15 protein-coding genes are annotated in these 21,770 nt (G+C 71.5%); 5 read left to right on the top strand and 10 right to left on the bottom strand.

Annotation, left to right across the window (positions count from 1 at the left end; all coding sequences use genetic code 11):
• Positions 1–107: 107 nt before the first annotated feature.
• A complete protein-coding gene (locus GQQ95_RS18485; protein WP_157429085.1) occupies positions 108–950 on the bottom strand; it encodes a class II glutamine amidotransferase in 843 nt (280 codons plus the stop codon).
• Between the two features lie 133 nt (positions 951–1,083).
• Here GQQ95_RS18485 and GQQ95_RS18480 point away from each other — a divergent pair, with 133 nt between their 5' ends.
• Positions 1,084–3,273 (top strand): hypothetical protein, encoded by a 2,190-nt coding sequence (locus GQQ95_RS18480; protein ID WP_157429084.1) that lies wholly within the window; start codon positions 1,084–1,086, stop codon positions 3,271–3,273.
• Positions 3,270–4,022 carry a hypothetical protein gene (locus GQQ95_RS18475; protein ID WP_157429083.1) on the top strand — a complete coding sequence of 251 codons (753 nt, stop codon included), beginning with the start codon at positions 3,270–3,272 and terminating at the stop codon, positions 4,020–4,022. The genes GQQ95_RS18480 and GQQ95_RS18475 overlap by 4 nt, the downstream gene beginning before the upstream one ends.
• Positions 4,023–4,040: 18 nt before the next feature.
• Here GQQ95_RS18475 and GQQ95_RS18470 read toward each other — a convergent pair whose 3' ends face one another.
• From GQQ95_RS18470 to GQQ95_RS18450, 5 genes are all read right to left on the bottom strand, one after another.
• Positions 4,041–4,718, bottom strand: coding sequence for an eCIS core domain-containing protein (locus GQQ95_RS18470; protein ID WP_157429082.1), 678 nt, complete (start codon positions 4,716–4,718; stop codon positions 4,041–4,043).
• Between the two features lie 120 nt (positions 4,719–4,838).
• On the bottom strand, positions 4,839–6,890 hold the full coding sequence (locus GQQ95_RS18465) for an ATP-binding protein (protein ID WP_157429081.1): 2,052 nt from the start codon (positions 6,888–6,890) through the stop codon (positions 4,839–4,841).
• Position 6,891: 1 nt separating this feature from the next.
• Positions 6,892–7,512: a Pvc16 family protein gene (locus GQQ95_RS18460; RefSeq protein ID WP_157429080.1), complete on the bottom strand. Its 621-nt coding sequence runs from the start codon at positions 7,510–7,512 to the stop codon at positions 6,892–6,894.
• Positions 7,509–10,985 carry a hypothetical protein gene (locus GQQ95_RS18455; protein ID WP_157429079.1) on the bottom strand — a complete coding sequence of 1,159 codons (3,477 nt, stop codon included), beginning with the start codon at positions 10,983–10,985 and terminating at the stop codon, positions 7,509–7,511. The genes GQQ95_RS18460 and GQQ95_RS18455 overlap by 4 nt, the downstream gene beginning before the upstream one ends.
• Positions 10,986–11,118: 133 nt before the next feature.
• A complete protein-coding gene (locus GQQ95_RS18450; RefSeq protein WP_157429078.1) occupies positions 11,119–11,742 on the bottom strand; it encodes a response regulator transcription factor in 624 nt (207 codons plus the stop codon).
• A gap of 178 nt (positions 11,743–11,920) precedes the next feature.
• Here GQQ95_RS18450 and GQQ95_RS18445 point away from each other — a divergent pair, with 178 nt between their 5' ends.
• On the top strand, positions 11,921–13,195 hold the full coding sequence (locus tag GQQ95_RS18445; protein WP_157429077.1) for a COG1470 family protein: 1,275 nt from the start codon (positions 11,921–11,923) through the stop codon (positions 13,193–13,195).
• Positions 13,195–13,512 (top strand): PAAR domain-containing protein, encoded by a 318-nt coding sequence (locus GQQ95_RS18440; RefSeq protein ID WP_157429076.1) that lies wholly within the window; start codon positions 13,195–13,197, stop codon positions 13,510–13,512. Before GQQ95_RS18445 ends, GQQ95_RS18440 begins: the two co-directional genes overlap by 1 nt.
• Positions 13,513–13,630: 118 nt before the next feature.
• On the opposite strand, the gene GQQ95_RS18435 is transcribed toward GQQ95_RS18440, so the two are convergent.
• From GQQ95_RS18435 to GQQ95_RS18420, 4 genes are all read right to left on the bottom strand, one after another.
• Positions 13,631–15,562 (bottom strand): glycoside hydrolase family 13 protein, encoded by a 1,932-nt coding sequence (locus tag GQQ95_RS18435; RefSeq protein WP_157429075.1) that lies wholly within the window; start codon positions 15,560–15,562, stop codon positions 13,631–13,633.
• Between the two features lie 71 nt (positions 15,563–15,633).
• Positions 15,634–16,503: a sugar ABC transporter permease gene (locus GQQ95_RS18430; RefSeq protein ID WP_157429100.1), complete on the bottom strand. Its 870-nt coding sequence runs from the start codon at positions 16,501–16,503 to the stop codon at positions 15,634–15,636.
• 122 nt (positions 16,504–16,625) lie between these two features.
• The gene (locus GQQ95_RS18425; RefSeq protein ID WP_157429074.1) at positions 16,626–18,266 is read right to left on the bottom strand and encodes an ABC transporter permease subunit; all 1,641 of its coding nucleotides are present in this window, start codon (positions 18,264–18,266) and stop codon (positions 16,626–16,628) included.
• Positions 18,267–18,382: 116 nt separating this feature from the next.
• Complete coding sequence (locus GQQ95_RS18420) at positions 18,383–19,612, bottom strand: sugar ABC transporter substrate-binding protein (RefSeq protein ID WP_157429073.1); 1,230 nt, start codon at positions 19,610–19,612, stop codon at positions 18,383–18,385.
• Between the two features lie 271 nt (positions 19,613–19,883).
• Between GQQ95_RS18420 and GQQ95_RS18415 the strand changes: the two genes are divergently transcribed.
• Entirely contained in the window at positions 19,884–21,644 is a 1,761-nt protein-coding gene (locus GQQ95_RS18415; protein WP_246205799.1) for a glycoside hydrolase family 13 protein, read from the top strand.
• Positions 21,645–21,770 lie beyond the last annotated feature (126 nt).

Genomic DNA, 21,770 nt, shown 5'->3' with positions numbered 1-21,770 from the left:
GGCGCGGCGACATCCGGGACCGCGTCGGGGCACGGGCACATGCCCGATCGGGCACCGCACGGTCGCCCGGGCGCCGCCGCGCGGCATCCGCTCGGTTCGGGGCGCGGCTACGCCGTGTCGCGCAGGAAGTCGACCTCGCGGAACCCGTCGGCGTCGAGGATGACCGCCGCCGACTCCTCCACCTCGACGAAGGCTCCCGGCAGGTCGGTGAGCGGTTCGGAGACGACGACCCTCGCCTTCGCGCCGAACAGCCGAAGGCGGTCGACCTCGGGGTACATCTCCTGCAGCGTCGGCATGTCGACCGAGTAGTAGAGCGTGCGAGTCTTGTGCATCGAGGAATACCGGAAGGCCCAGATCGTCTCCCCGTCGGAGACCGCGAACGTGCCCTGCACCACGTCGCGCACGCCGTGCGCCAGGCCGATCTCCTCGATCCGGCGGAGCGCTCGGCCGAGGCCCTTGATCGGATCCTCCTGCAGCCCGTACGTGATCGCGAGGTAGAAGACCACCTCGGAGTCCGTCGTGCCGTGCACGAGCGGGAACAGCTCGGGGTCGAGCGCGAGCATCATGTCGCGGCGAAGACGCGGGTGGTGCACGATCACCCCGTTGTGCATGAACATCCACCGGCCGTGCCGGAACGGGTGGCAGTTCGTCTGCTGGATGGGCGGCCCGCCCGCCGCCCGCACGTGCGAGAAGAACAGCGGCGAGTCGATCGCCTGCGTCAGCTCGCGCAGGTTCTCGTCGTGCCAGGCCGGCTCGATGCTGTGGAAGAGCGCGGGCCGCGGCGTCAGGTCCTGCGTCGACGGATACCAGCCGACGCCGAACCCGTCACCGTTGACCGTCTCCGCGCCGAGCGGCGAGTTCAGCGACTGCGCGACGAGCGAATGCCGCGGTTCGAGGATGAGGAGGGCGGGATGGATCGCCTCGCCCGAGTACGCAAGCCATCGGCACATTCCCGACCCCCTTCGGTCTACGGGAATGATAGACCCTCAGGTTCGGCCATGGGCGGAAGGCCGTTCGGGCACAGCACCTGCCCGAACGCGCAGCACTTGCGGAAGTGGCCGTCGAGGAGTCCAATCTGGAGGAATGACGACGGCTGCGATGGCGGCATCCGCGCCGACCCGTGCGCACGGCACGCGGGCCGCGCCGAGCCGGTCCGCGCAGAACGCGCCGACCCGGCTGCCCGACGGTCGCGTGCTCGACCTCGTGGCCCTCCAGCGCAGCGCCGGCAACCGCGCCGTGAGCGCGCTCGTGCAACGGCAGCGCCATCAGTCCGGCGGGGACTCGAGACGACCGGGCGGCGCGCACCACGCGGCATCCCCCATGGTGCAGCGGGTTCCGGTGACCGTGCCCTCGCGCGAGGAGACGCTGTTCAATCAACGCGGCACGCCGGGCAGCACACCGGGGACCGCAGGTGCAGCGGTCTTCGGACACGATCGAGGCAAGACCTTCGATCTGGCGCGTACCGGCAGTCCGGAGGCGGTGGTCGTGACGGTGCGCATCCGCTTCTTCCAGGAGGGACGCGTGCTGAGCGCACCCGATGCCCAGGGTCGCACGCATCCGGTCAACGACGACAACAAGTCGGTCATCCCGCCGGGGGACGCGCGGCGACCGTTCGCCCAGAACATCTGCACCACGGCACCCGCCCACTGGAACAACCGCGCCACGCTCGCGGGTGTGAGGGCGGCGCCGGGGCTCATCGACTCGATCTTCACCACGGACACCGGCGGCCCGGTGCGCCTTCCGATCCGCTTCCGCGCGGAACCGGTCTGGGACCTGACCTCGCCGGTCGATTCCGAGGTGCGCGTCTTCCCGCAGTCCCAAGCCGCCGGCGGCCCGGTGCACCCGGTGGATGCCGGCCACTTCTACATGAACACGACGGCGAACTACGCAGGAATGGACCTCGAGGCGATCTACGCCCATGAATACGGCCACCTCATCGGCCTGTCCGACGAGTACTCGCAATCGCACCCGCAGATGCACGCCCTCATGCACGGCATGGACCCCGCGACCTCGGCCCAGCGCAGCGCGGCGATGACCCGCGAGAGCGTGCGCCGCATGGTGCTCGCCGCGCTCATCCCCCAGCTTCACGGGCGGGTCGCGTCGGCCGCGGGTGAGATCTCGCAGCAGTTCGTGCGGGCGCAGGCTCCCGTGCGCTCGGCGCTCGGCGCGAGCGTGCGCACCGCGATGACCGACCCGACGACGATCGCCATGCTGCAGATCAGCGTGCCGCCGACCGCGGCCAGGCTAACGCCGTACGTTCCGCGCACGCTCGCGGCTGCGGCGAGGAACCCTGCGAACACCACGGCGCCGGCCGCCGCGGCCGTCGCCGCCGAGTTCGCGCCGGGTCCGATCGAGTCGACCCTGCGCCGGCTCTACTACTCCTCCTTGAACAGGGCCGCGACGGGCGTGACGGATGTCGGCGGCAACCTCGGCATGCACATCAACATCGAAGGCGGCTCCGGCATCACACCCGACGGCCGGCCGGCGGTCGGCGGCGCGACCGGGCTCTGGGCCGGGGGGCCGGCGAACGCGGGAGACCTCTCGGCCGTCGTCGACCAGGTCGCGGGCGCCTCGCGCACCGGGCGGGTCCCGCCGCTGCGGGCGTCGGGCTCCATCCTCCGCGACCTGACCTCGCTCCCGGCCGGGTGGGCGGCGCTCGCCGGCGGCGCGCCCGCGTCGATGTCGGTCGCGACGGTGACCAACGACGTGAAGCAGTCCCTGGCGAACGCGTTCACCGCCCGAGTCGGCGCGATCATCTTGGGCGGGGCGGCACCGACCACCACCGACCGACTCGGCACCTTCGTCGCCGGACTGAACGGCGCGGCGCGCATCGCCGCGGCGGCCGCCAGCACGAACGCCGTCCGCACCTTCCTCACCTCGGAGATCGAGCCGGTCGTGACGAGGTCGACCACCTCGCTCATGGCCGCGATCGGTGGCGAGGTCACGCGCATCATGGGCACGCCCGCCGAACAGCTCGCGCTGACCGCCCCCCGCGATCCGGCGATCGCGTCGATCGCCTCGGCGATGTCGACCCGGCTGGCGGTCTCCTCGCTGACCGCCACCGCGTCCCAGATCGGGGCGCTCCGCCCCGCGGTCAACCCGGGCACGACCGCCCCCGCGCAGGAGGTGACCTACAGCACGGTGAACATGATGAGTGACAACACCGACATCTTCCGCGCCGACCAGTTCGCCGACATCGCGACGGTGTTCAACGATTCCGGGCTCAAGCGCAGTCGCGAGGGCGACTTCCGCGTCGAGATGGGCGCGACGTGAGCGAGGGCGCGCCGCGGCTGCTCGCACGCGTCGGCGGCCCCGCACGCGACCTCGCGTTCGCGGTGACGGATGCCGCATGCTGGGTCGCGGTGCTGCGACGGCCAGGGGCGGCCGGCGACACGGTCGGCACGTTCCGCACGGCCTGCTCGAGCGTCGAAGCGGATGCTGCGGTCGAGGCCGCCCATCGGGCACAGGCCGCGCAGCACGACGGCGCGGGCGGCGACGTCGGATGGTCGATCGACCTCGAGGGCCGGAAGGCGCTCGTCTCGCACGGGACCGCCGTCGACGCGGGTCTGGACGCCGCAGTCGATCCGCTCATCGCCCGCGCCCTGCAGACCGCGGTCGCCGCGGTGCGGCTCGAGCCGCTCGTCGTCGACGTGCCCGGCATGGGCACCATGCTCAGCTTCACGTTCGCCTCGCTCGGCATCGAGACCACCTCGCTGTACCTCGATGCCGAGCGGTTGGCGGTGACCTCCGTCTCCGGGGCACTCCTCGAGCTCCCGACGCCGACGCTCGGTCTCGTCGATACCGACGGCACCCTGCGCGACGGCATCAGGGCGATCGCCGAGCTGCCGCCCGGTCGTCGCGCGGCCTGTTCGTTGCCGTTCTCCGGCCTCGACGGCGGTGATCGCGCGACCGCCGCGGCATCGGGCACGATCGCCCTCACGGGGCCCTGGGCAGCTGACGGGGTTCAGGCGTTCGCCGTACAGGCGCCGGTTCAGGTCGTCCCGATGGGCGCGCTCGGCTGAGCGGTCGTCGTCCGGGCGTCAGCCGGCCGCCTCCTCCGGTTCCTCCTCGGGAGCCTCCTCGCGCTGCACGAAGCTGCCCTGCACGGGCGCCTCCTCCTCTTCGCCCTCGGCGTGGCGCTGCACCGGTGCGGGTTCGCTCATCACGCGCGACGCGTTCTCGGATGCAGCCTGCTCGAAGCGGTCGCCCGGGTCGCTGACGCTGACCCCGCCGCCGCTCGGCGTGCCCTCCACCGGACCCGACCGTTGTTGCACGACATGCGTCAGCTCGTGGGCGAGGGTCGTCTGGCCGGCGAGCGAACCCGGGTCGTACGCGTCCCGCTGGAACACGACGTTGCTGCCGACCGTGTAGGCGTTCGCGCCGACCGACTTCGCGGAGTCATGGGCCGCGGCATCCGTGTGGACGCGCACGTCGCCGAAGTCCTGGCCAAGCCGGGACTCCATGTCGGTGCGGACCGCCGGCTCGAGCGGCGAGCCCGAACTGCCGACGACGTCGAGCACGGGTGAGCGCTGCTCCTCGACCATCTCGCTGACGGCGCCATTGCCGGCCTCGCGCTGCAGCCGCAGCATGCCGGCCGGTCCGATCAGGTCGGGCCGCCGCTCGGCGAGGCCGGCCGTCCTGGCCTGCGACTCGCGCTCGACGTCGGACGTCCGACGCGCGAGTTCGAGGTCCGCTCCGTCGTAGTCATGTGCGTGCATGGTGCACCTCCATGGTTGCCCGATTCCATTCCACCGCCGTGCGGGGCGTGCGGAGCGAACTGTGCCCGAAGGGGCACCGGCCCCGTCGCGATCGCGCGCGCCGCGCCGTGCCGGCCACCGTCATCGCCCCACCACCTCGGGCCAGTACGGCCCGAACTCGCGCTCCACGAGCAGGCGCCCGAGCTTGCGGTACTCGCGGTGCACGGCCATCACGAGGTGCCGCATCCGCACGGTGCCCTCGTCGGCGGCGGCGAGATAGGCGGCGGTGACCGCGGCCGAGCGGATGGCTCCGCCGGCGAGCTCGAACGCGTCACCGAGGAAGACGAGGTCCAGGTCGTCGCCGCGCCGGAGGCGCGACCCGAGGCTCCGGTCCCAGAGGCGCGTGCGGTGCGCGGCATCCGGCATCGGGAAGTCGACGATCACGTCGAGCCGGCGGGTGAACGCCTCGTCGATGTTGGCGCGCAGGTTCGTCGCGAGGATCGCGAGCCCGTCGAAGGTCTCCATGCGCTGCAGCAGGTACGCGCTCTCGACGTTGGCGTACCGGTCGTGCGCGTCCTTCACGTCGCTGCGCTTGCCGAACACCGCGTCGGCCTCGTCGAAGAGCAGCACGGCGTTCGTCCCGGCCGCTGCGACGAAGATCCGCTCGAGGTTCTTCTCGGTCTCGCCGATGTACTTGTCGACCACCGACGACAGGTCGATCACGTAGAGGTCGAGGCCGAGCTCGCCCGCGACGACCTCGGCCGACATCGTCTTGCCCGTGCCGGAGTCGCCCGCGAACAGCCCGACGACACCGTGCCCGCGCCCGCCGCCCGGGCGCATGCCCCAGTCGCCGAGCACCTGCTCGCGATGGCGGGCGCGCACCTCGATCTCCCGCAGCGCCTCCATCGTGGCGGCGGGCAGCACGAGGTCGCTCCAGCCGACGCGCGGCGAGACGCGCCTGGCCAGGCGGTCGAGCGCCGAGGCGTTCTCGGCCCGGGCTCCCGCAGCCAGGTCGGCCGCGGTGATCGCCCCGGTCGGCGAGAGCGCGGCCTGCGTGCGCGCGGTCGCGGAGGCGCGGAGGACCTGCTCGGGCCGGAGGCGGAACTGCGCAGTGGCCGTGTCGACGTCGAGCCCATCCGCGGCGGGCCCGAGCGCTTGCGCCCAGAGGGCGTTGCGCTCCTCGGCCGTCGAGGCGTCCACGTCGTCCATTGCCGGAAGCTCGCGGAACCAGCCCGGATCCCAGCTCGGCTCGCCGACGAGGACCGTCGGCCTCGGGGAGTCGGCCAGCACCTCGATGAGCGCCGGCGTCGTCTCGAGCGTCACGGGCGAGATCACCAGCCCGCGCCCCGTGAGCCGCGCCTCGCGCACCGCGAGCCGGGCCAGCCCGAGTGCGTCGGCCTCGTGCCCGAGCCGCGGCAGGTCGACCTGCACGGCGCCGAGCCCATTCGCCCGCAGGGCGCGCCGCGCGATCGTCTCGCCGGAGCCGGTCGCCGTCTCCCGCAGGTACAGCAGTCGGATGCCGCCGGCGAGCGCCCGGCGAACGCGGAGGTCGTCGCCCCACTCGATGTCCGCCGCCTCGACGAGCACGCCGTCGAGCGATCGGTCGGGGGTGTCGTCGCCGAGGAGGTGGCCGACGACGCGGTCGGGCACCCGCACCGCACGCCCGGGGAGCGGACGGTCCTCGTCTTCGACGATCACGAGACCGCCGGCGACGAGCGGGCCGGTGAGGAGCCGCGCGCGGTCGGCGGCATTCGTCAGGGGCACGCCGCAGAGCTCGAGCGCGACCGTGACGGAGGGGCGGCGGCGTCCCACATCGTCGTTGAGGTAGCCGAAGAACCGCTCGAACCGCGGATCCAGGTCCGCGGCGAGCGCGATGACGAGCAGGTCCACGTCGATGGGCGCGAGCCCGAACTCGTCGGCCAGCCGGCGCAGCCGTACGGGGTGCCCGGCGGCCTCGGCCATGTCGGCGGCCTGTTCGCACGCGGCGAGGCGGGCCGAGGCATCCGACCACTCGGGCACCTCCGGGGCGCCCTCGAGCATGCGATCGATGAGCTCGTCGCTGAGGTAGAGGCCGCGGAACGGGTCGTCGGGCTGGGGGTCCACCGCCCGACGCGCGGCGACGAGGCGACGGATGCGATCCTCGATCGCGCCGAGGCGTCCGAGCAGGTGCGCGAGGCCCGGATCGCTCGTCATGTCAGTCCGCGTCGGGGGCGGGCTCGAACCTGGCATCTTCACTCCCGAATCCGATGGCTTCGAAGCTCGCGCCGACGCCGGCCGTGACGGGCGGGCCGACCGAGTACGAGATGGCGCGCGTGAGCGGTGCCGTGACGACGACATCGAGCGAGGGCTTCAGCTCCCCGCCGAGGGAGGACCACACGTCGGCGAACGCCCGATCCTCCGGCGGCGGCTGCGCGATGGTGATCGAGCACGGCAGGCCGGTCTCGGCGAGCGTGTCGACGACGAAGGCGTCGGGGATCGCGTCGAAGCGCAGGAAGCACCGCAGCAGCGCGTCGAGCAGCCGGTGCTCGTCGTCGGGCCGCTGGGTCCACGCCGTCACGAGGTACGAGAGCTTGAAGTACCTCGGGGCGGGCTCCCTCGACACCACGATGCCGTGCTCGTCGCGACGCTCGATGAAGCCGAACTCCCGGCGGCGCACGTCCTCGCGGATGTCGTAGAGGAAGAGGTCGACCGTCGGGGCATTGCGCCTCGCCGCCCAGTCCGTGGTGGGCGCGTCGAGCGCGATGTCGATGTCGGCGGCGATGCCCTCCGACGCCTTGACGAGCGCCCGCAGCGCCTCGTCGATCTCGCCGATCATCCGCCCCTCCCCACGAGGTCGGGCCCCATGCCGGTGCGCGGCACCACGAGGAGCTGGTTGGTCGAGGGGATGTCGGCGAACAGGCCGTCCTCGCTGTGCATGACGAGGGTGCGCGCCCCCGCGAACTGCCAGCGCAGGATCACGAGCGACCAGCGCGCCTGGGTCGGGTCGTCGGGGTTCTCCCAGTGCACCGCGGGCGTGGAGGTCGGCACACCCTCCCAGCGGAACGTCACCGCGGCATCCGGCGGCAGGTACTTGGCGTACGTCTCGATGCCGTCGCCGGGCGTCACGACCGACTGTGCGAGGAGGAGGTTCGGCTGCAGCACCGTGAACGGCTCCCGGTCCTGCCCGATCCACGCCGGGGGCAGGGTGCCGTCGAGCGGCTCGGGTTCGGCTGCGGGTTCCTCCGGAAGGGCCGGCTCTGGAGGGCAGGCCTCGGATTCGTCGAGGCACACGCAGGTGCCGTCGTCGGCGATGAAGCACCCCTCGGGCGGCCAGGGCGCCGGCTCGGGCGGAGGTGGCGGCGGCTCGACCGGCGGCGGCGCGAACGACAGCGCGACTCCGTCGACCGCGACGTCGTCGGTCCGCGGGGCGACCTCCGGCACCGGCGGCAGGGTCGGCGGCGGCATCGAGAAGGTCAACCGCACGATGGCGGATGCCCCTGGCTCGTCCAGCCCCGTCACCGTGCACGTCGTGCCCGAGAAGCTCGCGCACCCGGACTGCGAGGTCCTCGTGAGGTATCCGGCCCAGTCGAAGTCCAGGCCGACCTCGAGGCCGGGGAACTCCGGCCCGGCCGCCTCGCGCGTGAGGGTCGTGGTGACGACCAGCTGCTTGCCGCCCGTGTACCCCGGGTCGCGGTCGAGGCGCAGGTCGAGCGTGATCTCCGCCCGGATGCGGGTCACCCGGTCCTCGTCCGACCCCACCCACTCCGTTGGGAGCGACTGGTCGCCGTCGTCGCTGCGATGCAGCAGGCCGGCCGCCTCGGCCGTGATCACGCCCGGCACGAGCCCGCCGGGCGGGGCGCTGCCGACCGAGAACTCGAGCCCGATCTCGACCACCGAGCCGGGATCGGGCAGCACGATGACGCAGATGGTTCCGTCCCACGACTCGCAGCCGGTGGGCGCAGCGGTCGGGACAAGGAACTCCGGCCATGTGATCAGGACCTCGACGGCGAGGTCGCCGAACGGGTCGCGACGGACGTCGGGGAAGGCGGTCCGCGTCGCGGTCACCGTGGCGCCGACGTCCTCGCCGCCCTCCCAGACGAGGTCGCGCTCGACGTCCACATCGAGCGCGATGAACGGGTCGACTCCGCCCACGGGCTCCTCATCGGGCACGACCCATTCGACGGGAAGGTCTTCGCTCTCCTCGCCGTCGAACTCCTGGAGGTAGGCACCCTCGGCGCGGACGATGCCGTCGGTCACCCCGGGGCCGACCGAGAAGGCGATGAGCACGCCCATCGCGGGATCTGGGCCCGGATCCTCGAGCGTGACCTCGCACACCATGCCGTCCGTCTGGGCGGTGCACCCCGAGGGGATGCTCGCCGGCGTGAGGTAGTCGGGCCAGGTGATCGCGATGCCCACGATGAGGTCGCCCCAGAAGTCGCCGCCATCGTCCTCGCGCACGGCGCGGGACGGGATGACCCTGGCCATGAGCATCGGGCCCTCCTCCCAGACGGAGTCCTCGCTCAGTACCACGTCGAGGGTCACCAACGCGTCGTCGATGGTCAGCGCGCGCGAGCTGTAGAGGATCCAGCTGCTGGGGAACTCGTGCTCGATGTCGCCGTCGGAGTTGGGCTCCACGACGATCACGGATCCCGCGGAGGCGCTGAACCGGCCCCAATCCGGGGCGCCGGCGGTGACCACGAACTCCATGGTGATCTCGGCCGTCGCGCCCGGTTCATCGAGGCCCTCGATCGTGCAGACGTGGTCGACGTAGGACGTGCACCCGACCGGGTCCGCGACCGGTTCGACGAAATCGGGCCAGTCCAGCCTGACCTCCACCACCGAGCCCGTCAGGACCGTCGTGACCTCGGGGCGGTGGGTGACGGTGAAGACGGCGGCGACCTCATCGCCGCCGGCCGACGACAGATACTCCGCATCGAGGTCGGTCGTCGTCGGGAAGACCTGGTCGAGCAGGGCGAAGGGCGTGCTGTCCGGCGCCGCCCAGGCCGAGGTCATGACGATTCCGCCCGGCGGCGGCGGGCTCGCGGCCGGCATCACGGGCGCCTCGCGCGATGCGGGGGCGACCACCGTCATCGAGGCCTTGCCACCCCCGGATGCGCCGTGCGGCGAGCTCGTCGCGGCATCCCGTGACGAGGCGAGCGCGATGATCGGCTCGGTGTAGGTCCACCCGCTCACGAACTCGATATCGAATGAGTCCAGCCGTTCACGCTCCACCTGCGAGGCGGGAGGCGTGAAGTGCAGGTCCCATTCCCGCAGCACTCGCTGGTACAGGTCGTCGTAGTCGACCGGCGGGTCCGGGAGGCCGGGCAGCACGTTGGCGTCGTCGATCGTGCAGTCGAGGGCGGAGGCCCCGAAGGTGACGCAGCCCGCCGGCGGTGGATCCTCGAGCACCATGCCCTGGGGCCACGAGAGACGCACGACCAGCTCGGCGTCGTCCAGGCCGCGCACGGCCACCTCGCTGCTCGTCACGGCGAACCTGCCGAGCACCTCCTCATCGTCGCCGACCGCGGCGATGCCGAGGTAGTCGTAGTTCTCCACGGAGAGCAGGTAGACGGTCTCCGCCGCCGCCGCGACCGCGGTGGTCACGACCTGGTCGTTCCCCAGCGGGGTGAACTCGAACGCCTCGCTGGACACGTCCACCCAGCCGGCGGCAGTCGCGCGGAACTCGCCACGGTCCGCCGACGTCGTGCCGAACGGGCGAACGCCCGTGTCACGAAGCCGGACGACGCACTGCCCGGTCGTGCCCGGCACGCTCACGCCCTCGATCAGGCATCGATCACCGCTCGTCTCAGGCCAGTTGCGGTACCCGTCACTCGTTCCGATCAGGTGCCACAGCGAACTCCCCGACTCCGCCACCGGCCTGAACGAGGAAGACCTCCAGTCGAGGCTGACGGCCAGCCGATCCGTCTCCCGATCGGCCGGGAGGTCGAGGTTCGTGACCGTCAGCGTCACGGTGACGATTCCGCCGATCGCCACCGGCATCGGGTCTGCGGTGACCGACAGCCGCAGCCCAGGCGATTCGGCCTCCGCCGTGGCCCCACGCACGGCCGACGGCGCTGCCGCTGCCGGGCGGGCCGTGCGGGCGGGAGTCCCGGCGACCGGAGCACGGACCGCGGGAGCCGACGCCTCGCCGACCGACGACGTCACCGCGGCAGGTGACACGGACGCCGAGGACGATGCGACCGTTGCCACGGCATCCGTCGCTGCGACCGCGGGAACCGCGGCCGCGAACGGCGCGACCAGGGCGACGACCGCCACGGCGACCGCCCATGCGGATACCACTCGGCGCACGGCGTCTCCTCCCATCACCCCACGATGGCGAACGACGGGCCCTGCCGCCCTCGACCCGGTGCACCGACCGGGGCAGGCGCACCTGCCCACTCGGGCACCGGGCCGACGCACGGCGTCGGCCCGCGGCATCCGCTCAGATGAGTCCCTCGCGCACGGCGTACGCGACCGCATGCGAGCGGTTGCGCAGCTGCAGGCGGGTCGTCACGTCGTGGAGCACGTTCTTCACGGTGCGTTCGGAGTAGCAGAGCTCCTTCGCGATCTGGGCGGTGTCCCAGCCGTCGGCGACGAGCTTCAGCACCTCGACCTCTCGGGAGGCGAGGCCGCTGAACGTGATGCCCCGTGGGTCGAGCACGGTGCGCTGCAGGCGTCCGACCTGATCGAGCAGCCGGCCGAGCAGGTCGGGCGGAACGGTGCCCTCCCCCGCGGCGGCCGCCGTGATGGCGGAGAGCAGCCGGTCGACGGTCGCCTCCGAACGCCGAAGCAGACCCACGACGCCGCACTCGACGGCGTCGACGAGCACCCGGTCATCGAGCTGCGAGGCGACGAGGATCACCCGCGCTTCACCATTGCGGCGGAGGAAGCGCAGGCTGTTCATCGTCTCGTCGTCGAACACGTCGACGACGACGAGCACGACCTCCGGCGCCTCGGGATCATCCGGGCCGACGACCCGCACCTCGGGTCGCGGCCTCAGCGCGCTGGTCACGCCTGCTTCTGAGATGGGATCACGTGCGTAGACGCGCACGGTGGTTCTGGTCATGGTTCCCCCCTGGGACTCGGAATGGGTGCGGCAACGCACTGGTGCAGGGGGAATGCGAACAGGATGCCACCGTGTCCTCTTCGCGCACTCAACATCCGCTCAACGGGCAGGATCGAGTGCGCGCCCGGATGGCCGAGGGGCCTGCGTGGGGCGGATGCCGCGCCAATACGTTGGCGGCATGGCTACCAGTGCGACCATCGCCCCGGCCGCCCTGTCCATCGATCCGGGGACGGCGGCCACGCTCACCGTCAGCGTGCTGAACGACACGCTCCTCGTGGAGTCCTTCGAGCTGTCCGCGGTCGGCGGAGCCGCCGTCTGGACGCGCATCGAGCCCGCGACCCTCACCATCTACCCCGGTCAGACCGAGACCGCGACCGTCACGGTGCTCGCCCCGCGACTGCCGGAGGCCGTCGTCGGTCAGGTCGCGCTGGGGGTGCGCGCCCGTGCCGTCGAGCAGCCGGATGTCTCGGTCGTGGCCGAGGCCCTGCTCACGGTCAACCCGTTCACGGAGACCGAGGCCGAGCTGCTCCCCCGCATCGCGCACGGCCGCGGACGCAAGCGGGTCAGGGTCGCGATCGACAACCGCGGCAACGTGCCCCTCGTGGCGCAGGTCGCCGGCCAGAGCGACGACCGCCTCGGGCTCTCGACGCCGACGCCCGATGTCGCGGTCGACCCCGGCCACACCGAGTTCGTCGACATCGACCTCCGCCCGGTCAAGCGGGTCTGGCGCGGCGATCAGGTCACTCACCAGTTCAGCGTCCTGCTGTCGCCCGTGGACACCGACGAGCCGTTCGTGCTGCCCGGAAGCTACGTGCAGGAGCGCGTGTTCCCGAAGTGGCTGTGGAAGCTGCTGCTCGCGCTGCTCCTGCTCCTCCTGGCGCTGCTCGCCCTGTGGTTCTTCGTCCTGAAGCCGACGATCGAGTCCGCCGCCCGCGACGCCGTCGAGGAACCGCTCGCCCAGGCGAACGACAAGTCGGACGCCGCAGCGCAGCAGGCGGACTCGGCCGCGCAGAAGGCGAACGACGCGCTCGAGGCCGTCGGCGAGACGCCCGAGCCGGTCGAGCCCGTGTCCACCTCGACCACGAGCGACGTCGACATCCGCTTCGAGCTGGCGGATGTCCCGGGCGGAGACCCCGACGAGAGCGATCGCTGGACGGTGCCGGCGAACTCGGTCCTGCGCATCACCGACGTGGTGATCAGCAATCCCCGCGGCGACTTCGGCACGCTGACGATCGAGAACCGCGACGTCGCGGCGCCGATCTTCACCACGGGGCTCGAGAACTTCCGCGACATCGACTTCCACTTCGTGACCCCGCTGCAGCTGGTCGCGGGCGACGAACTGTTCACGACACTGGACTGCGCCCGGATCGCCCCACCCGTGTCCGGTCCCGCCCGCACCGAATGCGGTGCATCGGTGCTCATCACCGCTCGCGTCGTCACGAGCACCGGCTGATGCCCACCGGACCCGCGCTCCGCGCCGGCGACTCGGCCCTCTGCGCCCTCATGGACGGCCCGAAGCCGCACGTCGGAGGACCCATCACGCCGGCCGCCGCCGTCATGACGGTGCTGATCGCGAACATGCCCGCGGCGGTCGCGAACGCGATGCCGGGCGGCATCGTGTGCGTCTCGCCCGCACCGAACGGCATCGCGCAGGGCAGCGCGACCGTGCTCATCGGCGGCTTCCCGGCCGCGCGCCTGGCGGACCTCAGCATGCACGGCCAGCCGATCGCGCCGGGGCCGGGCGCCCCGACGGTCATCATCGGCGGCTGACGGAGGGCCCGGCGACGAGGGCCGCCGCGCCGTGCGATCGGCGACTGGCGACGCGCGCCGTGCGCTTCACGACTCGCGACTCGCGACCCGGGACTCGCGACTCGCGACGTGCGTCAGGTCACCAGGCCGGCGCGGCGACTCCCGGCAGGAGCCAGGCGCTGAAGCCCGGCCCGTCGCCCTCGAGGCGCACGAGCCCGTCGGATGCCGCGAACCGGGCCTCCCCGGTGAGGAGTTTCTCGGTACCGACAGCGGCGGCTGCGGGCAGCCCTGACGCGTCGAACGAGACGCTCGCCGCAGTGCGCGCCGCGAACACGAGCACCGAGGCCTCGGCCGATTCACGGACGAAGGCGAGCACGTCGTCGCCGACCGCGAGCCAGCGGATGCCGCCGGTGGCGAGGACCGGATGCTCCCGCCGCAGCCGGAGCAGCGCGCGATAGGTCTCGAGCACCGACGCCACGTCGGGCGAGGTCTCGCTGCCCCACGGCATGGGCGTGCGCGAGGCCTCGCCGTCTTCGCCGGTGAGGCCGTACTCGTCGCCCGCCCACACCACCGGAATGCCGGGGAGCGCGACCGAGAGCCCGAGCGCCACGGGCACCGTGCCGGGGCGCGCATGGGTGGCGAACCGAGGGGTGTCGTGGGTGTCGAGCGCGTTCATGGTCGCAGTGCGGGTGCGCCACGGGAACTCGGCGGCGAAGCGCAGGTGCGTGGCGTGGAAGTCGCGGCCGGTGAAGGCGGGCACCGCCCCGAGCGCGAAGCCGATGCCGCCGCCGCCGGGGCTGCCGGGCTCGAGCAGCCAGCTCCAGAGCGGCCGCGTGAACGGCGTGTAGGTCATGGCCCCGTGCCACGCGTCGCCCTGGAAGTCGGATGCCGCGTCGTTCGTCGACTCGCCGAGCAGGATCGTGTCGGGGTTCACCTCGAGCATCGTGCGCCGGATCGTCTGGCGCACGTCGGCGTTCAGGTCGGCCGCCCCGAGGCGACCGGTCATGTTGGCCACGTCGATGCGCCAGCCGTCGAGGCCGAACGGCTCCCGCAGGTAGCGGGCCACGACCGAGTCGGGACCCTCGATGAAGCGGCGACGCAGTTCGACCGAGCTCCAGTCGAACTTCGGCAGGCTCGGCACGCCGAGCCAGGACTCGTACCCACCGCCCTGCGCCTCGTCGCGGAAGAAGTAGAACGCCCGCTCGGATGCCGCCGGATCGGCCTGCGCCGCGCGGAACCACTCGTGCGCGTCGCCCGAGTGGTTCGAGGTGAGGTCGCCGATCACGCGGATGCCGCGCGCGTGCGCCGCCTCGACGAGTCGCACGAGCGCCTCGTCGCCGCCGAGCAGCTCGTCGACGTGGTCGAACGTCGAGGCGTCGTAGCGATGGTTCGAGCGGGCCGGGAACACGGGCGTCAGGTACAGCAGGTCGACGCCGAGCGACTCCAGGTGGTCGAGCTTCTCGCGCACGCCGTCGAGGTCGCCGCCGTAGAACTGGGTCGAGCGGCCGGGCGGCCGGACGTCGACGGGGTCGTCCCAGCCGGCGGGCATCGCCCAATCGGGCACGGGTCGCCCATCGGCGGCCACCGACCGCGCGAACCGGTCGGGGAACACCTGGTACATGATGCTCGACGCCGCCCAGGCGGGAGCGGGCTCGTGCGCCACGAGCCGGAAGTCGTCGCGGTCGCGTGTCTCGGTCGTGTGCAGCCCGAGCTGGTTCAGCCAGTGCTGGCGGCCGTCGGCGCCGACGATCAGCCACCGGTACCCGTGCACCGGGTTCTGGACCTCGACCTCGGCCTCCCACCACTGCTCGCCATCGCCGTCATCGCGCGGCTCACCCACGACGACGGATGCCTCGCTGAAGCGCGGTTCGCGGTCGGGGTTCGAACGGGTGCCGACCCACGCCAGCGTGCCGAGCGGCGACCCGTCGGCCGAGACGGCGCCGGCGGGCACGCGCAGCCGCACGCGGACCGTCTCGCCGAGTGACGGCGCGGCGGTCGAGACGTGCAACGGCGAACCGTCGTGGTGCGGGCGCAGCGCGAGCCTCGGCTCGGGAGTCGGTTCAACGGGCATGCGCCCACCCTTCCAGCCACGTGTGACATCCGGATGAACGCGCGCACGCGGCATCCGCTGGGCCGTGTCGACTACTTGACGGCGCCCGCCGTCAGGCCGCCGACGATGTACTTCTGCAGGAACAGGAACAGCGCGACCACCGGCAGCGCCGCGATGACGGCACCGGCGGAGAAGGCGCTCCAGTCCGCGTAGCGCGGGTTGGAGACGAGCTTCGTGAGGCCGACCGCGAGGGTCTGCTTGTCGGTGTCGATGAGCAGCACGGATGCCACGACGAACTCGTTCACCGAGGCGATGAACGAGAGCAGGGCGACGACCGCGAGGATCGGCGCGACCAGCCGCAGCACGATCGTGAAGAAGATGCGCGCGTGCCCGGCGCCGTCGATCTTGGCGGCCTCGTCGATCGAGACCGGGATCGTGTTGAAGAAGCCGTACATGAGGAACGTGTTCACGCCGAGCGCGCCGCCCAGGTAGACCATGATCAGGCCGATGTGCGTGTTCAGGCCGATCGCCGGGAACAGGTCGCCGATCGCGCTCATCAGCAGGAAGATCGCGACGACCGCGAGCAGCTGCGGGAACATCTGCACCACGACGATGCCGATGAGGCCGAACCGTCGGCCCGTGAAGCGCATGCGCGAGAACGAGTACGCCGCCAGCGCCCCGAGGAACACCGTGAGCAGGGCCGTGATGCCCGAGATCATCAACGTGTTGCCGAGCCACGTCGTGAACGGCACCTGCGGATCGGTGAGGATCCGCACGTAGCTGTCGAACCCGATCTTCGAGAACAGGGCGTTCGAGCCCGTCAGCGTGCCGTTCGGGTTGAGCGACGAGGAGATGACGAAGACGATCGGGAACAGCGAGAACGCGATCATGACGATGCCGACGACGTGGCGCCATCCGGTCTCCGTGAACCAGCGCCGGAGGTTGAACGGGCGCCTCGGCATGTCGCGCACGGGGCCGTCGGCGAGGGCGCTGTGCGCGCGCGTCGAGGCGTCGGCTTCGTCGAACTCCTCGAGTTCGCCCACGACGAGTCCGGCCTGGGTACCGGGAACGGGCTTGCGGGCCATCAGTTCAGCTCCTCGAGGGACTTGGTTCGGCGGAACGCGATGATCGAGATCACGGCGACGATGATGAAGATGAGGATCGAGTAGGCGCTCGCGAGACCGTAGTCGCGGGTCTGGCCCGTGAACGCGACCTTGTAGACCATCGTGATCAGGATGTCGGTGAAGCCGACGGGGATCGGCGCGTTCGAGTCACGTGGACCGCCGTCGGTGAGCATGTAGATGGTGTTGAAGTTGTTGAAGTTGAACGCGAACGACGCGATCAGCAACGGCGCGACGCTCACCAGCAGCAACGGCAGCTTGATGAGGCGGAACACCGCCCAGGGGCGGGCGCCGTCGACCTTCGCGGCCTCGAGGATGTCGTCGGGGATGGACTGCAGGGCGCCCATGCACACGAGGAACATGTACGGGAAGCCGAGCCAGAGGTTCACCGTGAGCACCGAGACCTTGGCGAGCCAGGGATCGGTGAGCCATGGGACGGATGCCCCGCCGAGCAGCACCTGGTTGATGAACCCGAAGCTCTCGTTCATCATGCCCGCCCAGACGAGCGCCGACAGGAACGACGGGATCGCGTACGGGAGGATGATCAGCACCCGGTAGAACTTGCGACCGCGCATGCGCATGTCGTTGAACACGATCGCGAGGAAGAGCCCGAGGAAGAACGTCGACGCGACCGAGATGAGCGCGAAGGCGAAGGTCCAGAGCGTGACGTAGAGCAGCGGGCCGGCGAGGCGCTCGTCGGTGACAGCGCGCACGAAGTTGTCGAAGCCGATGACGATCTGCCAGCCGGGCAGCAGTTCCTCGCCGTCCTCCGACGTGAAGGCGCCGGTGCCGATGTCGCTGTAGACCGTGCCCGTCTCGAGGTCGGTCATGGTGCCCGCCGCCTCGTCGTACTCGAGCGCCGAGACGTAGAGGTAGGCGCTGGAGCCGTCGGGCGTGCGCACGGCGCCGTCATTCGGATCGTCGGAGAACGGCACGGCGAGGGCGGTGATCTCGTCGGTGCGGGCGAGCACCTCGGCGAAGCTGAGGGTGGTCCAGCCGTCGGCCTCGACGGCCTTGCTGCCGTCGAACTCGGCGTCGACGGGCTCGAGCGGGCTCGTCGCCGTGCCGACCAGGGCGTCGCCGTCGGGGTCGGTGAGGAGCAGGCCGAGCTCGCCGCCGCGGTCGACCACGGTCACCGGGTAGGTGGCCGAGTCCTCGACGCGCTCGAGCGAGGAGGCCATGAGCGAGGAGACCGCCTGCTCCTTCGAACCGTTGTGGCCCGTGCCGTAGTTGGTGAAGGCGATGTAGCCCGTGTAGACGAGCACGAACACCTGGAAGACGACGAGGAAGATGACGCCGGGCGTCAGGTACTTCGCCGGGAGCTTGCGACGCGAGAAGTAGATCCAGTTGACGAGGATCGCGACAGCGGCGACGATCGCGGCGACGAGCCACTGGCTTGCGCCGAGGAGGATGATGATGCCGAAGATCGCCAGCGCATCGATGATGCCGAGGCCGAGGATCTTCACCAGCAGGACCTTGATGCCGACGGACGCGGCGTCGGCGATGCCCGCGGCCTGTCGCTGCCTGCGGGTCGGCGGCTTGCCGCCCGTGCCTCCGGTGGTCGGATCGCCGGCCGTGGCCGCCGCTTCGGTCGTGGTGCTCATGCTGCTCGCTCTTCTCGTCGCGTCAGGGGGATGTACGCCCAGAGGCGGAACCCGCCGGCCGGCGTGCGCGGAGCGCACATCGTGCCGACGGGTCCCGCCCCGGGGCATCCGCTCTCCTAGCCGATCGCCGCCTGCACGTCGCTGGCGAGCTTCTGCCAGGTCGTCACCGGGTCGGCACCGTTGATGATGTCGGCCTCGGCGATGCCCCAGTACTGCCAGACGGCGCCCATGGCCGGGATGGCCGGCATCGGCACGGCGTCGGCGCCGGCAGCGGCGAAGCCCTCGATGATCGGGTCGCTCGAGGCGCTCTCGGCGGCAGCGGCGTTCGCGGGCAGGACGTTGCCGGCCTCGAACAGCGAGAGCTGAGTGTCCTCGCTCCCGAGGTAGTTGACCAGGAAGTCGTTCGCGGCGACCTTGTTCTTCGACTCGGCCGAGATGAAGAAGCCCTTGACGCCGGCGAACGGCTGAGCCGGGTCGGCGGTCGGGCTCGGGGTCGGGTCGACGGCGACGTTGATGCCGGCGTCGACGGCCGCGCCCACGTTCCACGGGCCGGTCAGCCAGAAGGCGGCGGTGCCGTCGAGGAAGGCCTGCTTGGCGATGTCACCGTCGACGTCGGTGTTGAAGACGCCGGTGCCGTTCTTGCCCTGGCTGCCGAGCCAGGTTGCGAACTGCTCGCCGCCCGCGTTGCCGAGCTGCAGGTCGGTGGGGTCGTAGCCCTCGGCGTTCGAGCCGAAGACGGGTGCGCCGAACGCGGTCTGGAAGGGGTACAGGTGGTAGGGGTTGCCCTCTGCGCCCTGCTCGACGACGAACGGCTGGGCGAGGCCGGCGGCCTTGCCCTTCGCGATCATGTCGTCGAAGCTGGTCGGCGCCTCGGCGACGAGGTCGGCGTTGCGGAGCACGGCGATGTTCTCGACCGCGTACGGGAGCATGTAGACGGTGCCCTCGTAGGTGGACGCGTCGATCGCGACGGGGAGGTAGTCGGCGGCGGAGTCGCCGAGCTCGAGCGGGGCGACGACGCCGTTCGTCGAGAGCTCGCCGAGCCAGTCGTGCGCACCCATGGTGATGTCGGGGCCCTTGCCGGTCGGCACCTGCTGGATGAAGTCGTCCTTGATGTCGGCGTTGTCCTTGCCGATCAGGTCGACCTTCACGCCCGTCTTCTCGGTGTAGGCGTCAGCCGCGCCCTGCAGTGCGTCGACGCGCTCGGCGTCGACCCAGACGGTCAGCGTGCCGCTGGCCGAGGCTTCGCCCTCGGAGCCGCTGTCGGCGCCGGCGCAGCTCGCGAGGCCGAGCGTCGCGACGATCGCGACAGCGCCTGCGGCGAGGAGGCTCTTCGTGTTCACCCTCATTGGTGTGCCCTTCTCAGTGTGCGTGAGATCGGCGCCTTCGCCGGGTCCGTGCTCCCTGCGCCCGTTTTCGGGGCAGGAACCGCGCCGTGACTGAAAGGCCGTTCTTCCGTGGAAATGCCAGCAGGAAAATGCAAGCGATTACAGGTATACCTTTTCGTCTGTCAATAGTAAAACTGGGAGGCTGGTATCGATACGGCTTTGTGACCATTTACGTTTCCGTCTCGTTATGCAAGCGTTTCCATTGCCTTGATGAATGTCGTACAGTGTCGCCATGACTTCCGAGTGGTGGCGCACCGCCACGATCTACCAGATCTATCCCCGCTCCTTCGCAGACTCGAACGGCGACGGCATGGGCGACCTCGCGGGCATCACCGCGCACCTGTCCGACCTGCAGGAGCTCGGCATCGACGCCATCTGGCTCTCGCCCTTCTACACGTCGCCGCAGCGCGATGCCGGCTACGACGTCGCCGACTACTGCGACGTCGACCCGCTCTTCGGCACCCTCGCCGACTTCGACGCCATGCGCGCCGAGGCGCACGCCCGCGGCATCCGCGTGATCGTCGACCTCGTGCCGAACCACTCGTCGAGCGAGCACGTGTGGTTCCAGGCCGCCCTCGCGGCGGAGCCCGGCAGCGCCGAGCGCGGTCGCTACCTCTTCCGCGACGGCCGCGGCCCCGCGGGCGACGAGCCGCCCAACAACTGGGAATCGGTGTTCGGCGGCCCCGCCTGGACCCGCGTCGTCGAGGCCGATGGCACGCCCGGCCAGTGGTACCTGCACCTCTTCGACAGCTCGCAGCCCGACTTCGACTGGACGAACGAGGAGGTGCGCGAGGAGTTCCGCCGCATCCTGCGCTTCTGGCTCGACCGGGGCGTCGACGGATTCCGCGTCGACGTCGCCCACGGCATGATCAAGGCCGACGGACTGCCGGACTACACGCCGCCCGCCGAGGGCGGCAGCATGGGCGGGGCCGGCGGCGTCGCCGACGGTTCTGAGGAGGCCCTTGTCGAGGGCGCGGTCGGCGTCGCCCTCGAGCCCGCGATCAGCGACGAGGCCGACGGTGCGCCCTACTGGGCACAGGACGGCGTGCACGAGATCTACCGCGACTGGCGGGCGCTCCTCGACGAGTACCCCGGTGAGCGGATCCTGGCCGCCGAGGCCTGGGTCGACCCGCTCCCCCGCGTGGCCAAGTGGGTGCGCCCCGACGAGATGCACCAGGCGTTCAACTTCGCCTACCTCGAGACCCCGTGGAACGCCCGCGCGCTCCGCACCGTCGTCGACGCGTCGCTCGCCGCGTTCGGCGCGGTCGGCGCTCCCTCGACGTGGGTGCTGTCCAACCACGACGTCGTGCGCCACGCCACCCGGCTCTCGGTGACCGAGCCGAACCCGCAGGGTCACGGCCTCGGACCCCGCTCGAAGGGCATCCCCGAGTACGAGACCGGGGTGCACCGCGCTCGTGCCGCCACGGCGTTCATGCTCGCGCTTCCCGGCTCCTCCTACCTCTACCAGGGCGAGGAGCTCGGCCTGCCCGAGGTCATCGACCTGCCCGACGAGGCCCGCCAGGACCCGACCTGGTTCCGCACGAACGGCGAACGCTACGGACGTGACGGATGCCGCGTGCCGCTGCCCTGGACCGCGGATGCCGCGAACTACGGCTTCGGCGCCACCGGGACGCCCTGGCTCCCGCAGCCCGAGCTCTGGAGCCGGCTCGCGCGCGACGTGCAGCGTGACGACCCGTCGTCGACCCTCGCGCTCTACCGCGACGCCCTGCGCCTCCGGCGCGAGCACGCGGTCGGGGCCGGCGCCCTCGAGTGGCTGGAGCTCGACGCGCTCCTCGCGCACGAGGCCGATGCGGCTGACGCCCCCGCGGTCGACGCCTCGTCGGTCGCGGCCTTCCGCAACGGCGACGTCATCGTCGTGGCGAACACGGGCTCCGGGTCGGTGCCCCTGCCTGCCGGCGTCGTGCTGCTCGCGAGCGGACCGCTCGACGGCGATGCGCTGCCCGCCGACACCACCGTCTGGATCTCGGCCTAGCCCGACGCATCCGCACTCCGGGCCGGCATCCGCATCGCGCGGGTGCCGGCCCGTTCTCGTGCACGCCCGTGCGCCCCGCGCCCACGCTCGCGGCGCCCGCGCGCGCCCCGCACGCGCTCGCCCGCG

Source organism: Agromyces salentinus, assembly GCF_009749395.1.
In the GTDB taxonomy this organism is placed as follows: domain Bacteria; phylum Actinomycetota; class Actinomycetes; order Actinomycetales; family Microbacteriaceae; genus Agromyces; species Agromyces salentinus.
Note: the sequence above shows the minus strand (reverse complement) of the source record. Positions and strands in the feature narration are given on the sequence as shown.

What these genes read in the sequence shown, in the direction of transcription:
- GQQ95_RS18435 (WP_157429075.1), bottom strand. Translation starts at nt 15,562, where the DNA reads ATGCCCGTTGAACCGACTCCCGAGCCGAGGCTCGCGCTGCGCCCGCAC.
- GQQ95_RS18480 (WP_157429084.1), top strand. Translation starts at nt 1,084, where the DNA reads ATGACGACGGCTGCGATGGCGGCATCCGCGCCGACCCGTGCGCACGGC.
- GQQ95_RS18485 (WP_157429085.1), bottom strand. Translation starts at nt 950, where the DNA reads ATGTGCCGATGGCTTGCGTACTCGGGCGAGGCGATCCATCCCGCCCTC.
- GQQ95_RS18430 (WP_157429100.1), bottom strand. Translation starts at nt 16,503, where the DNA reads ATGCCGAGGCGCCCGTTCAACCTCCGGCGCTGGTTCACGGAGACCGGA.
- GQQ95_RS18445 (WP_157429077.1), top strand. Translation starts at nt 11,921, where the DNA reads ATGGCTACCAGTGCGACCATCGCCCCGGCCGCCCTGTCCATCGATCCG.
- GQQ95_RS18470 (WP_157429082.1), bottom strand. Translation starts at nt 4,718, where the DNA reads ATGCACGCACATGACTACGACGGAGCGGACCTCGAACTCGCGCGTCGG.
- GQQ95_RS18420 (WP_157429073.1), bottom strand. Translation starts at nt 19,612, where the DNA reads ATGAGGGTGAACACGAAGAGCCTCCTCGCCGCAGGCGCTGTCGCGATC.
- GQQ95_RS18465 (WP_157429081.1), bottom strand. Translation starts at nt 6,890, where the DNA reads ATGACGAGCGATCCGGGCCTCGCGCACCTGCTCGGACGCCTCGGCGCG.
- GQQ95_RS18460 (WP_157429080.1), bottom strand. Translation starts at nt 7,512, where the DNA reads ATGATCGGCGAGATCGACGAGGCGCTGCGGGCGCTCGTCAAGGCGTCG.
- GQQ95_RS18425 (WP_157429074.1), bottom strand. Translation starts at nt 18,266, where the DNA reads ATGAGCACCACGACCGAAGCGGCGGCCACGGCCGGCGATCCGACCACC.
- GQQ95_RS18415 (WP_246205799.1), top strand. Translation starts at nt 19,884, where the DNA reads ATGACTTCCGAGTGGTGGCGCACCGCCACGATCTACCAGATCTATCCC.
- GQQ95_RS18440 (WP_157429076.1), top strand. Translation starts at nt 13,195, where the DNA reads ATGCCCACCGGACCCGCGCTCCGCGCCGGCGACTCGGCCCTCTGCGCC.
- GQQ95_RS18450 (WP_157429078.1), bottom strand. Translation starts at nt 11,742, where the DNA reads ATGACCAGAACCACCGTGCGCGTCTACGCACGTGATCCCATCTCAGAA.